This window comes from Streptomyces sp. CBMA291 (assembly GCF_014596525.1).
GTDB lineage: Bacteria > Actinomycetota > Actinomycetes > Streptomycetales > Streptomycetaceae > Streptomyces.
The window spans coordinates 1-15029 of record NZ_MSJP01000112.1; the positions used below are offsets into that span (position 1 = coordinate 1).

Genomic DNA, 15029 nt, shown 5'->3' on the forward strand with positions numbered 1-15029 from the left:
CCGGAAGCTAAGCCTTTCAGCGCCGATGGTACTGCAGGGGGGACCCTGTGGGAGAGTAGGACGCCGCCGAACAATCATTGTGGGAAAGCCCCGCACCTTCTGGTGCGGGGCTTTCCTGCGTTTAAGGCCTTTTACGAACCCGATCCGACAGCCCTTCTTTCCGAAAAGATCGGGCTGCCGGGCGGTCTCAGAGGCGACCGGCCGCTTTCAGGGCGAGATAGGCGTCAGCCAGAGCCGGGGCGAGAGAGTCGGGTGCGGCATCGACGACCGTGACACCGTGACGCCGAAGCTGATCCGCGGTGCGGGCACGCTGGGACTGCGTCTGCGTCGCGGCGGCAGCCTCGTAGACCCCCTCGATCGTGCCTCGGCGCGCGGCCATCCGGGCGACCTGAGGATCCGCCACGGAAGCCACCAGAACCGTGTGGCGCCGGGTGAGCGACGGCAGGACCGGGAGCAGGCCCTCCTCGATCGGGGCGGCGTCGAGACCGGTCAGAAGGACGATCAAGGAGCGACGGGGCGTGCGGGCGAGTACGGTCGCGGCCAGACCCCGGGCATCGGTCTCCAGCAGTTCGGGCTCCAGCGGAGCGAGAGCGTCGACCACGGCGGGCAGGACGTCAGCGGCGGAACGGCCCTGGACCTGGGCGCGCAGCCGACGGTCGTAGGCCAGGAGGTCCACGCGGTCGCCCGCCCGGGAGGCGAGCGCGGTCAGGAGCAGGGCCGCGTCCATGGTGGCGTCCAGACGCGGAACGTCGCCGACGCGGCCGGCCGAGGTCCGTCCGGTGTCGAGGACGACGAGGACATGCCGGTCGCGCTGGGGGCGCCAGGTGCGGACGGCGACCGTGCTCCGGCGGGCCGTGGCGCGCCAGTCGATCGAGCGGGTGTCGTCGCCGGGGACGTACTCGCGGAGACTGTCGAACTCGGTGCCCTCACCCCGGGTCAGGACGCTGGTGCGGCCGTCGAGTTCACGGAGACGGGCCAGCCGGGACGGCAGGTGCTTGCGGCTGGCGAACGGAGGCAGGACGCGGACCGTCCACGGGACCTCATGACCGCCCTGACGGGCCGCCAGGCCGAGGGGGCCGTACGAGTGGACCGTGACGCGTGCCGCCTGACGGTCGCCCCTGCGGGTCGGGCGCAGGACCGTGCTGAGACGGCGCCGCTCGCCTGCGGGAACCGTCAATCGGTGGCGTGCGGCGGCCTGTTCGGTGCCGGGGAGCCAGCTGCTGGGCGGCCAGGCGTCGCGGAGCTGGGCGCGGAGACGGCGCCGGGACGGGTTGGCGACCGTGAGGTGCACGTTCGCCGCGTCACCAAGTCGAACGGATGTATCACCACTTCGGGTGAATTGGAGCGTTCGCACTGGCGCGGCCAAGGCGTAGTCGCACAGAATTGCGAGGGAGAGGGGCGCGTTCACGGCGAGCATCCCCGCCCAGCTGGGGGCGAGGAAGCCGACGGGAAGCGATCCGAGGGCGGCGAGCAGCGCGGTTCGTCCGGTGAGGGCCATGGGCGTCGTTCTCAGCGGGGTACGGGGACGTGGGCGAGGATCGAGCCGATGACGGAGTCGGGGGTGACCCCCTCCATCTCGGCCTCGGGCCGCAGTTGGACGCGGTGCCGCAGGGTGGGGAGAGCGAGGGCCTTCACGTCGTCCGGGGTGACGTAGTCCCGGCCCGTGAGCCAGGCCCAGGCGCGGGCGGTGGAGAGCAGGGCGGTGGCACCTCGGGGAGAGACCCCGAGGGCGAGCGAGGGGGACTCACGCGTGGCACGACAGATATCGACGACATAGCCGGCGATCTCGGCGGAGACCGACACCTTGGCGACGGCGTTCCGGGCGGCTTCGAGTTCGGCGGGGCCCGCGACGGGACGGACGCCCGCGGCCTTCAGGTCGCGGGGGTCGAAGCCCTCGGCGTGCCGGGTGAGGACCTTGATCTCGTCCGCGCGTGAGGGCAGAGGAACCGTCAGCTTCAGCAGGAATCGGTCCAGTTGGGCTTCGGGGAGGGGGTAGGTGCCCTCGTACTCGACCGGGTTCTGTGTCGCGGCGACGAGGAAGGGCTCGGGCAGGGCGCGGGGAGTGCCGTCCACCGTGACCTGGCGTTCCTCCATCGCCTCCAGGAGGGAGGACTGAGTCTTCGGAGGCGTGCGGTTGATCTCGTCCGCGAGCAGCAGATTCGTGAAGACCGGGCCGGGCTGGAAGGAGAACTCGGAGGTCCGGGTGTCGTAGACCAGGGAGCCGGTGACATCGCTCGGCATCAGGTCGGGGGTGAACTGGACGCGCTTGGTGTCGAGTTCGAGCGTCGCGGCGAGCGCCCGGACCAGCAGTGTCTTGGCCACGCCGGGGACGCCTTCGAGGAGGACGTGTCCACGGCAGAGGAGGGCGACGACGAGACCGGTGACGGCGGGGTCCTGGCCGACCACGGCTTTCCCGATCTCGTTGCGCAGGGCCTCCAGGGAGGCGCGGGCGCTGTCCGAGGTCGTAGCGGTCTCGGGGGTCGGGGCGCTCATGAGGTGCGTACCTCTCTTTCGAGGGCGTCGAGTCGGTCCGCCAGGCGGACCAGGGCCGTGTCGTCGGTGGGAGCCGGGCCGAAGAGGAGGCCCCCGGGATCGGCGGTCGTGCCGGGGAGACGGGCGGAGAGCGCGGGGAGGAGGCGCTCGGAGGAGTGGGCGTCCCGGGCGGGGACGCCGAGGAGCGCGGCGAGCCGGGTGCGGGTCGCGGTGCGCAGGACGGCGGCGGCGCGGTCGCGGGCGTTCGTCCTGCGGTAGAGGCGGGCGCGGCCCTCGGTGGCCTCGGAGGCACGGAGGACGACGGGAAGCCGCTCGGTCACCAGGGGGCCGAGGCGGCGGCCGCGCCAGACGGCGGCGAGCAGGGCCGCGACGGCGAGTTGGAGCGTGGCCCAGAACCAGCCGGAGGGGACGAGGGAGAGGACGTCGTCCGTGGCGTCGCCGTCGGAGGAGACGGCGGCGGAGGGATCGGAGAGGGAGGGGAGGTACCAGACGAGATGGGGCCGGGAGCCGAGGAGTTGCAGGGCGAGCGAGGCGTTGCCCCGCTGGTCGAGACGATCGTTGCGGAGGATGTCGGGCGAGCCGAGGAGGACGGTGTCGGAGGTGCCGGTGCCGGGGAGGCGGACCAGGGTCGGCAGGCCGTCGGAGGGGTAGCAGGAGTCGGCGAGGGTGCCGGGGGCGACGCGGTAGCGCTCGCCGCCGAGGTCGGCGCTCCCGGCGCGGACGGCGGCCGGGAGGGAGCAGACGGGGGCGAGGTCCCTCACGGGGGCACTGACGGCGGTGGAGACGTTCGGAGCCAGGGCGGGGAGGGAGGCGGTGCCCGCGCCGACGAGGACGGTCCGGCCCGTGGCTTCGGTGAGGAGCCCGTGGAGAGTGGACTGCTGGGGCTCCGTCAGGAGGTCGGGAGTGGTGACCAGGAGCGTCGAGCCGGGGGAGGTCGCGGAGGTGGCCTCGTCGAGGGTGGTGGCGAGGGTGAGGGTGACGCCGTGGTCTTCGAGGAGTTCGGCGACGGCGCGGCTGCCGTGAGGGTCGGCGGAGCGCGGGTCGAGGGCCCCGTGGTCGCCGGTGGAGCGGGCCAGGGCGAGGACGGTGCCGCCGATGAGGACGAGGGCGACGAGGAGGAGCGCGCCCCGGGCGCGGGACCACACCGCGCGCGGGGTCAGGGCGGTCGAGGTCGCGCTGGTGGCCGGCCGGCTCATCGGGGGGTTCCCGGGGAGACGGCGGCGAAGGAGGGGCGGGTCCGTTCCAGGGCGGTGTCGAGTTCCTCGATCCGGCGGTACGCGGGCTCGTCGGCGGTGCGCCCGCCGTATGTGACGTCGTCGAAGGAGCGGACGGCGAGGCGCAGGGCGTCGGCGTGGGAAGGCAGGGCGCGGCTCGCCTCCGCGGCGGCCTCGTCGGCGGTGCGGCCGGGCCGGGGATCGAGCACGGTGCGCTCCTCAAGGGAGCGGACGATGGCCCGCGTCCGTTCCTGGACGGCCTGGTTCCAGCGGCCCGCGGCGGCGTGGCGGGCGGCGGCGGAGCGGTGCTCCCGGGCGGTGCGGGGGCCGGTGTCGAAGAGGGAGTCGCCGGGGGTGGCGGTGGTCCGGTGCGGGGTGCCGAGCCGCCACCAGAGGGCGGCCACGGCGGCGGCCACGAGCAGGGCGATCACGACGAGGCCGAGGATTCCGCCCGGTGCGGCCCCGGCGGCCGAGCCGAAGAGGTCGCCGATCCACTCCCAGAGGCGGTCGAGGCCGCGCTGGAGGAGGTTCGGATCGTTCTCGTGGTACATCGGCTTGGACAGCTCCCGCTCCGCCGCCTCGCGGGCGGGGAGACGGGAGACGTCCACCGGCGGGTCACCGGCGGTGTGGAGCCGCGCCAGTGCCGTGGCCGATCCCCCCGTGACCGTCACGGTCTCAGCCCCCGACGGTCTCGGTGCCCGGTGCGGGGCCGTAGCCCGGGAGGCCGGCGGCCCGCGCCAGTTCGAGGTCCAGGGCTTCACGGCGGATGCGCTGGTCCACGTAGAGGAGGACGGTCACTCCGGCCGAGACGGGGTAGGTGACCGCGCTGGTGATCACTCCGCCGATGCCCATGACGATCAGGAACGGCCAGCCGACGGAGCCGGAGGAGTCGGCGAGCAGCCCGGAGAAGCCGTCGCCGTCGACCGCGATGGCGATGACGGCGAACGGGATCGCGATGATCATCGTGAAGACGAGGACCAGGAGCTGGGTGAGGGCGGTGATGCCGAAGACACGCCACCACGAGCCCTGGACCAGCTTCGCCGAACGCTTCAGCGAGGGGATCACGCCCTGGCGTTCGAGCATCAGGGCGGGGGAGGCGAGGCTGAAACGGATCGTCAGCCAGAGGGCGGTCACGATGCCGCCGAGCCCGCCGAGGAAGAGCAGGGCGGCGCCCGCGCCGCCGCCGATGAGGGCGCCGGGGAGCAGGGAGACCGCGATGATGCCCGCGCCGAGGAAGGCCAGGATCAGGGTCAGCCCGATGAGCTGGAGCAGCCGGGGACGCGCCTCCCGCCAGGCGGAGCCCAGGGAGACGGGGCGGCCGAGGACGGCGCGGCTGATGACGACGGTCAGCAGGGCCGTGCTCACCAGGGATGCCATCAGGGTGACGAGGAGGGACGGGGCCATGCCGATCAGGGCCGCCCGGGAGGCGTCGAGGAGCTGTTCGAGTGCCTCGGCGGGGGTGGCGTTCGGGTCGGCGGCCGGGACCTCGGGGGCGAGATAGCGCTGGACCAGGAGGTCGGCCGTCTGGGAGAGCACCGCGACCGCGACGGTGATCGTCAGGACCGTGCGCCAGTAGGTGCGCAGGGTCTTCACGGCGCCGTCGAGGATCTCGCCCACGCCGAGCGGGCGCAGCGGGATCACCCCGGGCTTCGCGGCGGCGGGCCTGCCCCAGGAGGCATACGGGGGCGGGGCGCCCCAGCCGGGCCCCGGTGGTGGCGGTGGCGGGGTCCGGTCGGCGGGCGGGGTCCACTGGCCGGCGGGCGGCTGGTCCTTGGACCACTGCGGGGCGGAGCCGTCGGCGCCGGTCGGTGCGGGCCGGGGGACACCGGAGCCGTCCTGGCCGTCGGAGGGGGCGGATCCGGGCGAGGTCCAGCCCGGAGTGTCGTTCACGGTCGTCCACCTCGGAGGAATGGTCGCGGTGCCGGATCGGCGAGCCGGCTCGGTCACGGCGGCCGACACCGGACACGGCGGCGGGCCGGGTGCCATCGTGCCACGCGTGACCCGCCCGTGGACCGGGCCAGGGCCGTCGTTCGTACCTTTGTCCGAGCCTTCGGTGGGGTGCGGACGGCCGGAGCTTCACGAGGGGTGCGGCAGGCGGCACACTGTGCGGATGCCCGATCATGACGTGCGTACCGCGCGGCGACGGGCCGAGCGGAGCACGGTCCACGAGACCGCGCCCGGGGCTGGGGGAGGCGCTGTGGGGCAGGTCACGACAGGTAACGATTGGCTAATGGGATGATGTCGATATGAAGGGACGCGTTCTTGTCGTCGACGACGACACCGCACTGGCCGAGATGCTCGGCATCGTGCTGCGGGGTGAAGGGTTCGAGCCGTCGTTCGTCGCGGACGGGGACAGGGCGCTCGCCGCGTTTCGCGAGGCCAAGCCCGATCTGGTGCTGCTGGACCTGATGCTGCCCGGCAGGGACGGCATCGAGGTGTGCCGGCTCATCAGGGCGGAGTCGGGGGTGCCGATCGTCATGCTCACGGCCAAGAGCGACACGGTCGACGTCGTCGTGGGGCTGGAGTCGGGAGCCGACGACTACATCGTGAAGCCGTTCAAGCCGAAGGAGCTGGTCGCCCGGATCCGGGCGCGGCTGCGGCGGTCCGAGGAGCCTGCTCCGGAGCAGCTGACCATCGGTGACCTGGTCATCGACGTGGCCGGGCACTCCGTGAAGCGGGAGGGGCAGTCGATCGCGCTGACCCCGCTGGAGTTCGACCTGCTCGTCGCGCTGGCCCGCAAGCCCTGGCAGGTCTTCACCCGCGAGGTCCTCCTCGAACAGGTCTGGGGCTACCGGCACGCGGCCGACACCCGGCTGGTGAACGTGCACGTCCAGCGGCTGCGCTCGAAGGTCGAGAAGGACCCCGAGCGCCCGGAGATCGTGGTGACCGTCCGTGGTGTCGGTTACAAGGCGGGACCGAGCTGACATGAGTACGGGCAGTACTGCTCCGAAGCCCGGGGACCCGGGAACGCGTACGGGGCGGGCTGCCGGACCGGGACGGGGGGGCTCGTGGGCCGGCCGTCTGTCGCGTGGCGGACGGCTGCTCCAGGACGGGACGCCCGGCGGCCCGGTCCTCCGGCTCTTCGCGCGCTGGGTGCGCCGGCCGCTGCTGCCCGCCGTACGGCTGTGGCGGCGGAACATCCAGTTGCGGATCGTCGCGGGCACCCTGCTCATGTCCCTCGGCGTCGTCCTGCTGCTGGGTCTCGTCGTCATCGGGCAGGTCCGCAACGGGCTGCTCGGCGCCAAGGAGCGAGCGGCCCAGAGCCAGGCGGCCGGGGGGTTCTCGGCCGCCCAGGACCGGGCGGCCACCACCTCCTCGTCCCCCGGACAGCAGGACGGCGGCCGGGCCGGTGCCTCCGTGAACTGGCGTTCCACCCTCGTGGAGCAGCTCGCCAGCGGCGGGCAGAGCGCGTTCAACGTGGTGGCGCTCTCCCTCGACACCGGCGACACCGCGAGCCGGGGCGCCCGCGCATCCGGCGAGGTCGACCCGACCACGAGCATCCCCGTCGAGCTGCGCCACTCGGTGGCGCAGAGCACGGACACCTTCCAGAAGTTCACCAGGATCCACTACACCAGCGGGAAGGCCTCCGAGGCCGGACTGGTGATCGGCAAGCGGATGAACGACGCCGAGGGCACCCAGTACGAGCTGTACTACCTCTTCCCGCTGACCCAGGAGGAGGACTCCCTCACCCTGGTCAAGGGCACCCTGGCGACCGCCGGGCTCTTCGTCGTCGTCCTCCTCGGCGCCATCGCCTGGCTCATGGTCCGCCAGGTCGTCACCCCCGTGCGGATGGCCGCCGGGATCGCCGAGCGGCTCTCGGCGGGGCGCCTCCAGGAACGGATGAAGGTCACCGGCGAGGACGACATCGCGCGCCTCGGCGAGGCCTTCAACAAGATGGCGCAGAACCTCCAGCTCAAGATCCAGCAGCTGGAGGAGCTGTCGCGGATGCAGCGGCGGTTCGTCTCGGACGTCTCGCACGAGCTGCGCACCCCGCTGACCACCGTACGGATGGCCGCCGACGTCATCCACGAGGCACGCGTCGACTTCGACCCGGTCACCGCCCGCTCCGCCGAACTCCTCGGCGACCAGCTCGACCGCTTCGAGTCGCTGCTCTCCGACCTCCTGGAGATCAGCCGCTTCGACGCGGGAGCCGCCGCGCTCGAAGCCGAGCCGATAGACCTACGGCAGGTCGTGCGCCGGGTCATCAGCGGCGCCGAACCCCTCGCCGAGCGCAAGGGCAGCCGGATCGTCGTCGTCGGCGACCAGCAGCCCGTGGTGGCCGAGGCGGACGCCCGCCGGGTCGAGCGGGTGCTGCGCAACCTCGTGGTCAACGCCGTCGAGCACGGCGAGGGCAAGGACGTGGTGGTGAAGCTGGCCGCCGCCGGTGGCGCCGTCGCCATCGCCGTACGGGACTACGGCGTCGGTCTGAAGCCCGGCGAGGCGACCCGGGTGTTCAACCGCTTCTGGCGCGCCGACCCGGCCCGTGCGCGGACCACCGGAGGCACCGGGCTCGGACTGTCGATCGCCGTCGAGGACGCCCGGCTGCACGGCGGCTGGCTCCAGGCGTGGGGCGAGGCGGGGGGCGGCTCGCAGTTCCGGCTCACCCTGCCCCGTACCGCCGACGAGCCGCTGCGCGGCTCCCCGATACCCCTGGAGCCCGAGGACTCGCGGCGCAACCGGGAGCATGCGGCCGTCACCGGACGGGCCGAGGACCATGTGCGGCTCGCGTCCGTGCCCGCGCAGTCCGCCGGTGACCGCGCCCCGCTCGCCGTGCCGCCGCGCCTGCCCGTGCCGCCTCCGGCCACCGTCGACCCGACGGCGCTGCCCGGAAACGGCGCCCGGGTCGTGGCGCGCGGCACGCCCGAGAACGAGGGCGCGACGACGGGCGGCGGCACGGGACAGACGGTGCCCGGGGGCGACGGAAGCGTGGAGCGGGAGGACGGGACACGTGGGCGCTGACTCCCGGGAGGGGCACGTGGGACGCGGGGCACGGGCGCAGAAAGCACGAGCGGAGGCCGTACGGGCACGGGAAGTGCGGACGCGGGGAGCGGAGGCGTACGGACGGCCGGCGCGGGCGTACGACCGGCCTGCGCGGGCGTACGGGACCCGGGCGCGGGTGGCGGTGCTCCTCGCGTGCGGCGGGCTGCTGGCGAGCGGCTGCGCGACGATGCCCGACAGCGGCGAGGTCCAGCCGGTTAAGGGCTCGGGCCAGGGCGACTCACAGGTCCGGGTCTACGCCGTGGCACCCCGTGAGAACGCGGACCCCGACGAGATCGTCGACGGCTTCCTCGAAGCCATGACCAGCGACGACCCCGGTTTCTCCACCGCCCGCAAGTACCTCACGAAGAAGGCGGCGGCGAGCTGGAAGCCGGAGCAGAGCATCACCGTGCTCACCACCGCGCCCAACCGCGACCAGGTCGACCGCAACGCCGACCCCGACGACCGGGGCAAGGCCTACCCGCTCTCCGGCCGCAAGATCGCGACCGTGGACGCCCGGCACGCGTACCAGCCCAACAGCCCGGTCGACTACCAGCAGGCGATCCACGTCGTCCAGCAGCCCGTCGCCAACGGCAAGGGCCGGGAGTGGCGCATCGACAGCCTGCCGCCCGGTCTGGTGCTCGGCGAGGCCGACTTCCTGCGCAACTACCGGTCGGTCAACAAGTACTACTTCGCCTCCCGGGAGGACTGGGTCGTCGCCGACCCCGTCTACATCCGGCAGCGCCAGGACCCCGTCACCCGGATGGACCCGGTGACCCAGACGGTCAAGGCGCTCCTCGAAGGCCCCACCAACTGGCTGAAACCGGCCGTCGACTCCAGTTTCCCGTCCGGTACGGAGCTGGGGAAGGGCGTCACGACCCTGACGACCGACGAGCAGTCCACGCTCAAGGTGCCGCTCAACGACAAGGCCGACGGGGTCGGCGGCGTGGTGTGCCGCCGGATGGCCACACAGCTCCTCTTCACGCTGGGGGACCTGACCTCCGTCCGCGTCGAGCAGGTGGAGCTGCTGGGCTCGGCCGGACAGTCGCTCTGCCGCCTCGGCAAGGGACAGGCGGCCGAGTTCGCCGCCGTCCGCCCCGCCGACCGGGACGAGCGGCCGTACTTCGTCGACGAGCACGGCAAGCTGATGATGCTGATCTTCGGGGAGAAGGTCGCGGACACGGCCGCCGAGGTGTCGGGCCCGCTCGGCGAGGACACCGCGAACCTCCAGTCGATCGCCGTGGACCGAGGCGAGACCCGGGCCGCCGGAGTCGGGCGGAACGGCCGTGACCTGTACGTCTCCTCCATCACCAACGACGAGGAGATGCCCCCGCCGACCCTCTCCAGCAAGGGCGTCAAGCCGGAGGAGCGGCTCTCCGCGCCCAGCTGGGACGGCCGGGGCGACCTGTGGATCGCCGACCGCGACCTCGCCGCGCCACGGCTGTGGATGGTGCCCGGCGGCACCGGCACGCCGCTCAAGGTCAACGCGCCCTGGCTGGCGCGCGATGTCAGGATCGACGCCCTCAAGGTCTCCGCCGACGGCGTGCGGATCGCGCTCGCCGTCACCCAGAACGGCCATACGACCTTGCAGATCGGCCGGGTCCAGCGGGAGACCACGGACGACGAACCGGTCGTCTCCGTCCTCGACCTCCAGCCTGCCGCGCCCCGGATGGAATCGGTCACCGCCGTCTCCTGGGCCGGACCGAGCCGGCTCGTCGTGGTCGGCAAGGAAGCCGGTGGCGTCCAGCAGATCCGCTACCTCCAGACGGACGGCTCGACCTCGCCGACCTCGGTGCTCCCCGGTCTGAACGCCGTGAAGTCGGTGGCCGCCCCGCACAGCGACGACGAACCGCTGGTGGCGTACTCCGGCGACGGCATCGTCCGCCTCACCCCCGGCACCAACTGGCAGTCGGTGGTCAGGCTGGGCAGATCGCCGGTCTACCCGGGATAGGACGGGCGGCTCGCACGGCGTCCGCCCGGGACGAGGCTCGCGCCCGCCCGGACCGCTTCCGGACGCCCGCCCGGACCGGCGTGCCCGCGAGCCGGCCCGGACCGCCTCCGGACACCCGATCGGACCACTCCCGCGCGCCCGCCCGGACGCCTTCCGCCTGCCCGTTCGTCGTTCACCTGACAAACACACCCTCGCACCTGACGTACTTCGGCGGCTTCGTCGGACCACGGCGGGGCGGGGGTTTTCCACAGGGGTGGTACGGGACGTCCGGAAGGCGCAGAGTGGGGTCATGCGGGGGTGGTGGCACGAGATCGCCGGGCTGGTGCTGCCGGTCGTCTGCGCGGGCTGCGGCCTGCCCGGGACGGGGCTGTGCGCGGAGTGCGCGGAGGCGCTGACCGAGGAGGGGCCGTGCCGGGTCTGGCCCGCGCCTGAGCCCGCAGGGCTGCCCCCGGTGCACGCCGCCGCGCCCTACGCCGGGGCCGTAAGGGAACTGCTCCTCGCCCACAAGGAACGCGGCGCGCTCGCCCTCGCGGGACCGCTGGGCGAGGCCCTCGCCGGGGCCGTGACGGCCGCCGGAGGGGCCCTGGACGGGCCGGGACCGCGTCCGCTGCTCCTCGTACCGGTGCCGTCCTCGCGGCGCTCCGTACGGGCGCGTGGGCACGATCCGACGCGGCGGATCGCGCTCGCCGCAGCCGCGCGGCTGCGAGCGGCGGGGAGGCCCGCCCGGGTGGTGCCGGTGCTGCGGCAGCGTCGGCGGGTGGCGGACCAGGCGGGGCTCGGCGCGCGCGAGCGGCTGGCCAACCTCGCCGGGGCCCTGGAGGTCGTCCCGGGCGGCGGGCGGCTCCTGGCGGCCGGAAAGGTGGTCCTCGTGGACGATCTGATGACCACGGGGGCGACCCTGGCGGAGGCGGCCCGCGCTATCGGAGCCGTACATCTTCCGTTCATCCGGGGAATGGGGAAGGGGCGCGCGGACGGTTTTGCGCAGCACGGAATCGAACAGCGGGTTGCGGCCGTAATCGCATCCTCTCCCGCTTCGTTCGAAATAAACCGGAACTCTCCGGGAACTTGGATCGTTGCAGGTGGTGAGAGGTGAAAGTGCCCGAACGGAGCTATGTTTCGGTACCGGGTGCCGACACCCGTCCGAAGGGGCTATGTTCGGTTGTGAGGAATGGCGAAAGCCATCACTCGCCGAAAACATGGTTGCGCCTGTGGGACAGGAGTTCAGAGCGAATTAACCTCGGGTCGACGGGGCGGGGATCTTGTCGACTGGGGAGGAGGAGGTGAAAGCGCCGAGTCCGAAGCTCCGGCAGACAACCGGAGCACTGGTGCAAAGGGAGATGCCCGGCGGTCAAGGAGCCGGTCCGGGCGATCCGGGAACGGAGTTCTGCGTGGACATCGTCGTCAAGGGCCGCAAGACCGAGGTGCCCGAGCGGTTCCGCAAGCACGTGGCCGAGAAGCTGAAGCTGGAGAAGATCCAGAAGCTCGACGGCAAGGTGATCAGCCTCGACGTCGAGGTGTCCAAGGAGCTGAACCCGCGGCAGGCCGACAGGTCGGACCGCGTCGAGATCACCCTCCACTCCCGAGGCCCGGTGATCCGGGCGGAAGCCGCGGCAGGCGACGCGTACGCGGCGCTCGACCTGGCCAGCGACAAGCTGGAGGCGCGACTGCGGAAGCAGCACGACAAGCGCTACACCCGCCGCGGGAACGGCAGGCTGTCGGCGGCGGAGGTCGGGGACGTGGTGCCCGGCGCCGCCCAGCTCAACGGTGACGGGCAGCTGGTCGCCGACGAGACCGACCAGGTGCCCACCACGATGATGGGCTCGATCGAGGTCCAGGGCGAAGGCCCGCTCGTGGTCCGCGAGAAGACCCACCGGGCCGCGCCGATGGGGCTCGACCAGGCGCTCTACGAGATGGAGCTGGTCGGGCACGACTTCTACCTCTTCGTGGACGCCGAGACCAAGCAGCCGAGTGTCGTCTACCGGCGGCACGCCTACGACTACGGCGTCATCCATCTGGAGAGCGATCCGCTCGCCGAGGGCGGCGGCGCCGGTGGTGCGCTCGGCGGCTGACCGGCCCCCCCCCACCATTCGGACTGGTGTTCAGCAAGGTGCCCCCGGAGCGCTTCCCGCGCCGCCGGGGGCATCCCCGTGCGCGCACGGACACGCCGTGACCGCCGGGGCATGGAATCATGCTCGTGCACGCCAACCGGTGCTTCCAGAGGACCGGTTGGAGGACCGGAAACGAATTCAGGCCACGGCCTTCAGGGGGAGGAACGATGGCGGACAGCTTCGGGCCGGTGTTCGGCGGACGCGAGCGCGGTGGCGCGGTCCCGGAGGGATCGGATTCGGACAGCGACGCCTTCCGCAAGGAACCGATCAGGGTCCTCGTCGTGGACGATCACGCCCTTTTCCGGCGGGGTCTGGAGATCGTCCTCGCCCAGGAAGAGGACATCCAGGTCGTGGGCGAGGCGGGCGACGGGGCCGAAGCCGTCGACAAGGCGGCCGATCTGCTGCCCGACATCGTTCTGATGGACGTACGGATGCCCCGGCGCGGCGGCATCGAGGCGTGCACCTCCATCAAGGAGGTGGCCCCCAGCGCGAAGATCATCATGCTGACCATCAGCGACGAGGAAGCCGACCTCTACGACGCCATCAAGGCGGGGGCCACCGGCTACCTCCTCAAGGAGATCTCCACCGACGAGGTCGCCACCGCGATCCGCGCGGTCGCGGACGGGCAGTCGCAGATCAGCCCCTCGATGGCGTCGAAGCTGCTCACCGAGTTCAAGTCGATGATCCAGCGCACCGACGAGCGCAGGCTGGTCCCCGCGCCCCGGCTCACCGACCGCGAGCTGGAGGTCCTCAAGCTCGTCGCGACCGGGATGAACAACCGGGACATCGCCAAGGAGCTGTTCATCTCGGAGAACACGGTGAAGAACCACGTCCGCAACATCCTGGAGAAGCTCCAGCTGCACTCCCGGATGGAGGCCGTGGTCTACGCGATGCGGGAGAAGATCCTGGAGATCCGCTAGGACCGGAGCCGGGCCCTGGCGCCGGAGCCAGGGCCCGGCACCGGTCCTAGCCCGCCCGTCGAAAGCCCGCCCGTCGGGAGGGCCCCGCGAAAGGGCCCCTCCCGAAGCGCCTCCGGGCTCACCCGAGGGCGCCGACCAGCTCCGGTACGAGCCGGGGGTGGTTCACCCGCTCCGGGACCACCGAGACCGCGTCGCAGCCCACCCAGTCGGCCGCCTCGCGCAGTGCCCGCGCCACCGCGGGCACGGCCTTCGGCCCGTCGAGCGTCACCTGCCGGGCGACGAGCGTCCGCCCCTCCCGCGCCGGATCCACCCGGCCCACGAGCCGGCCCCCGGCGAGGACCGGCATGGCGAAGTAGCCGTGCACCCGCTTCTGCTTCGGCACGTACGCCTCAAGGCGATGGGTGAAGCCGAAGATCCGCTCCGTGCGGGCCCGCTCCCAGATCAGCGAGTCGAACGGCGAGAGCAGCGTCGTACGGTGCCGTCCGCGCGGCTCCGAGGCCAGTGCCGCCGGGTCCGCCCAGGCGGGCTTGGCCCAGCCCGCCACCGTCACCGGCACCAGCCCCGCCGCCTCCACCACCGCGTCGAACTGCTCGCCCCTGAGCCGGTGGTAGTCGGCGATGTCCGCGCGCGTGCCCACGCCCAGCGCCTCGCCCGCCTGCCGCACCAGGCGCCGTACGCACTCGGCGTCGTCCAGGTCGTCGTGGAGCAGCGCCTGCGGGATCGCCCGCTCCGCCAGGTCGTACACCCGCTTCCAGCCGCGCCGCTCGACCACGACCACCTCGCCGTACATCAGCGCCCGCTCGACGGCGATCTTGGCGTCCGACCAGTCCCACCACTCGCCCTTGTTCTTCGCGCCGCCCAGCTCGGTCGCCGTCCGGGGCCCCTCGTCCCGCAGCTGGTCGATCACCTTCGCGTACGTCCCCGGCGCCAGTTCGTGGTGCCACTGCGGGCGGGCGCGGTAGGCGCGGCGGCGGAAGGCGAAATGCGGCCACTCCTCGACGGGCAGCACGCAGGCGGCGTGCGACCAGTACTCGAAGGCGTGCGTGCCGCTCCAGTAGGCCTCCTCGACGGGGGTCCGGCCGACCGCGCCCAGGCGCGCGTACGGGATCAGCTCGTGCGAGCGGGCGAGGACGGAGATCGTGTCGAGCTGGACCTGGCCGAGCGCGCGCAGCACCCCGCGCACCCCCGCGCGACGGTCGGGCGTCCCCAGGAAGCCCTGGGCGCGCAGGGCGATCCGGCGTGCTTCGTCGGCGGACAGTTCGGCGGCGGGGCGCGGAGCGGTCGTCATGGACCGCACCCTAGGCCCCGCCACCGACAACGGGCCGCCGTCCGGGGGCTGTCCGGGGTTCCGCGGGCCGTCGGGGGT

12 protein-coding genes are annotated in these 15029 nt (G+C 72.8%); 6 read left to right on the forward strand and 6 right to left on the reverse strand.

The features are described 5' to 3' along the window. Nucleotides 1–187: 187 nt before the first annotated feature. From BU197_RS28090 to BU197_RS28110, 5 genes are read right to left on the reverse strand one after another with little or no spacing between them, the layout of a single operon-like run. On the reverse strand, nt 188–1498 hold the full coding sequence (locus BU197_RS28090) for a DUF58 domain-containing protein (protein ID WP_188271132.1): 1311 nt from the start codon (nt 1496–1498) through the stop codon (nt 188–190). Between the two features lie 11 nt (nt 1499–1509). Continuing rightward, entirely contained in the window at nt 1510–2493 is a 984-nt protein-coding gene (locus BU197_RS28095; protein ID WP_188271133.1) for an AAA family ATPase, read from the reverse strand. Further along, complete coding sequence (locus BU197_RS28100) at nt 2490–3689, reverse strand: DUF4350 domain-containing protein (RefSeq protein ID WP_188271134.1); 1200 nt, start codon at nt 3687–3689, stop codon at nt 2490–2492. Before BU197_RS28100 ends, BU197_RS28095 begins: the two co-directional genes overlap by 4 nt. Continuing rightward, complete coding sequence (locus BU197_RS28105; protein WP_188271135.1) at nt 3686–4378, reverse strand: DUF4129 domain-containing protein; 693 nt, start codon at nt 4376–4378, stop codon at nt 3686–3688. Before BU197_RS28105 ends, BU197_RS28100 begins: the two co-directional genes overlap by 4 nt. 4 nt (nt 4379–4382) lie before the next feature. Next, the gene (locus BU197_RS28110; protein ID WP_188271136.1) at nt 4383–5597 is read right to left on the reverse strand and encodes a hypothetical protein; all 1215 of its coding nucleotides are present in this window, start codon (nt 5595–5597) and stop codon (nt 4383–4385) included. A gap of 356 nt (nt 5598–5953) precedes the next feature. Between BU197_RS28110 and mtrA the strand changes: the two genes are divergently transcribed. The 6 genes from mtrA (at nt 5954) to BU197_RS28140 (ending at nt 13663) form a co-directional block, all read left to right on the forward strand. Next, complete coding sequence (mtrA, locus tag BU197_RS28115; protein ID WP_018958390.1) at nt 5954–6631, forward strand: two-component system response regulator MtrA; 678 nt, start codon at nt 5954–5956, stop codon at nt 6629–6631. A gap of 1 nt (nt 6632) precedes the next feature. Then, nucleotides 6633–8666 (forward strand): MtrAB system histidine kinase MtrB, encoded by a 2034-nt coding sequence (gene mtrB / locus BU197_RS28120; RefSeq protein ID WP_188271137.1) that lies wholly within the window; start codon nt 6633–6635, stop codon nt 8664–8666. Between the two features lie 208 nt (nt 8667–8874). Next, complete coding sequence (locus tag BU197_RS28125) at nt 8875–10635, forward strand: LpqB family beta-propeller domain-containing protein (RefSeq protein WP_188271154.1); 1761 nt, start codon at nt 8875–8877, stop codon at nt 10633–10635. Nucleotides 10636–10924: 289 nt separating this feature from the next. Further along, nucleotides 10925–11728 carry a ComF family protein gene (locus BU197_RS28130; RefSeq protein ID WP_188271138.1) on the forward strand — a complete coding sequence of 268 codons (804 nt, stop codon included), beginning with the start codon at nt 10925–10927 and terminating at the stop codon, nt 11726–11728. A gap of 295 nt (nt 11729–12023) precedes the next feature. Continuing rightward, the gene (gene hpf, locus BU197_RS28135; protein WP_188271139.1) at nt 12024–12704 is read left to right on the forward strand and encodes a ribosome hibernation-promoting factor, HPF/YfiA family; all 681 of its coding nucleotides are present in this window, start codon (nt 12024–12026) and stop codon (nt 12702–12704) included. Nucleotides 12705–12910: 206 nt separating this feature from the next. Beyond that, nucleotides 12911–13663, forward strand: coding sequence for a response regulator (locus BU197_RS28140; protein WP_188271140.1), 753 nt, complete (start codon nt 12911–12913; stop codon nt 13661–13663). Nucleotides 13664–13781: 118 nt separating this feature from the next. Here BU197_RS28140 and BU197_RS28145 read toward each other — a convergent pair whose 3' ends face one another. Next, a complete protein-coding gene (locus BU197_RS28145) occupies nt 13782–14951 on the reverse strand; it encodes a winged helix-turn-helix domain-containing protein (protein WP_188271141.1) in 1170 nt (389 codons plus the stop codon). Nucleotides 14952–15029 lie beyond the last annotated feature (78 nt).

What these genes read in the sequence shown, in the direction of transcription:
- BU197_RS28100 (WP_188271134.1), bottom strand. Translation starts at nt 3,689, where the DNA reads ATGAGCCGGCCGGCCACCAGCGCGACCTCGACCGCCCTGACCCCGCGC.
- BU197_RS28130 (WP_188271138.1), top strand. Translation starts at nt 10,925, where the DNA reads ATGCGGGGGTGGTGGCACGAGATCGCCGGGCTGGTGCTGCCGGTCGTC.
- BU197_RS28090 (WP_188271132.1), bottom strand. Translation starts at nt 1,498, where the DNA reads ATGGCCCTCACCGGACGAACCGCGCTGCTCGCCGCCCTCGGATCGCTT.
- BU197_RS28145 (WP_188271141.1), bottom strand. Translation starts at nt 14,951, where the DNA reads ATGACGACCGCTCCGCGCCCCGCCGCCGAACTGTCCGCCGACGAAGCA.
- BU197_RS28125 (WP_188271154.1), top strand. Translation starts at nt 8,875, where the DNA reads ATGCCCGACAGCGGCGAGGTCCAGCCGGTTAAGGGCTCGGGCCAGGGC.
- BU197_RS28140 (WP_188271140.1), top strand. Translation starts at nt 12,911, where the DNA reads ATGGCGGACAGCTTCGGGCCGGTGTTCGGCGGACGCGAGCGCGGTGGC.
- mtrA (WP_018958390.1), top strand. Translation starts at nt 5,954, where the DNA reads ATGAAGGGACGCGTTCTTGTCGTCGACGACGACACCGCACTGGCCGAG.
- BU197_RS28095 (WP_188271133.1), bottom strand. Translation starts at nt 2,493, where the DNA reads ATGAGCGCCCCGACCCCCGAGACCGCTACGACCTCGGACAGCGCCCGC.
- mtrB (WP_188271137.1), top strand. Translation starts at nt 6,633, where the DNA reads ATGAGTACGGGCAGTACTGCTCCGAAGCCCGGGGACCCGGGAACGCGT.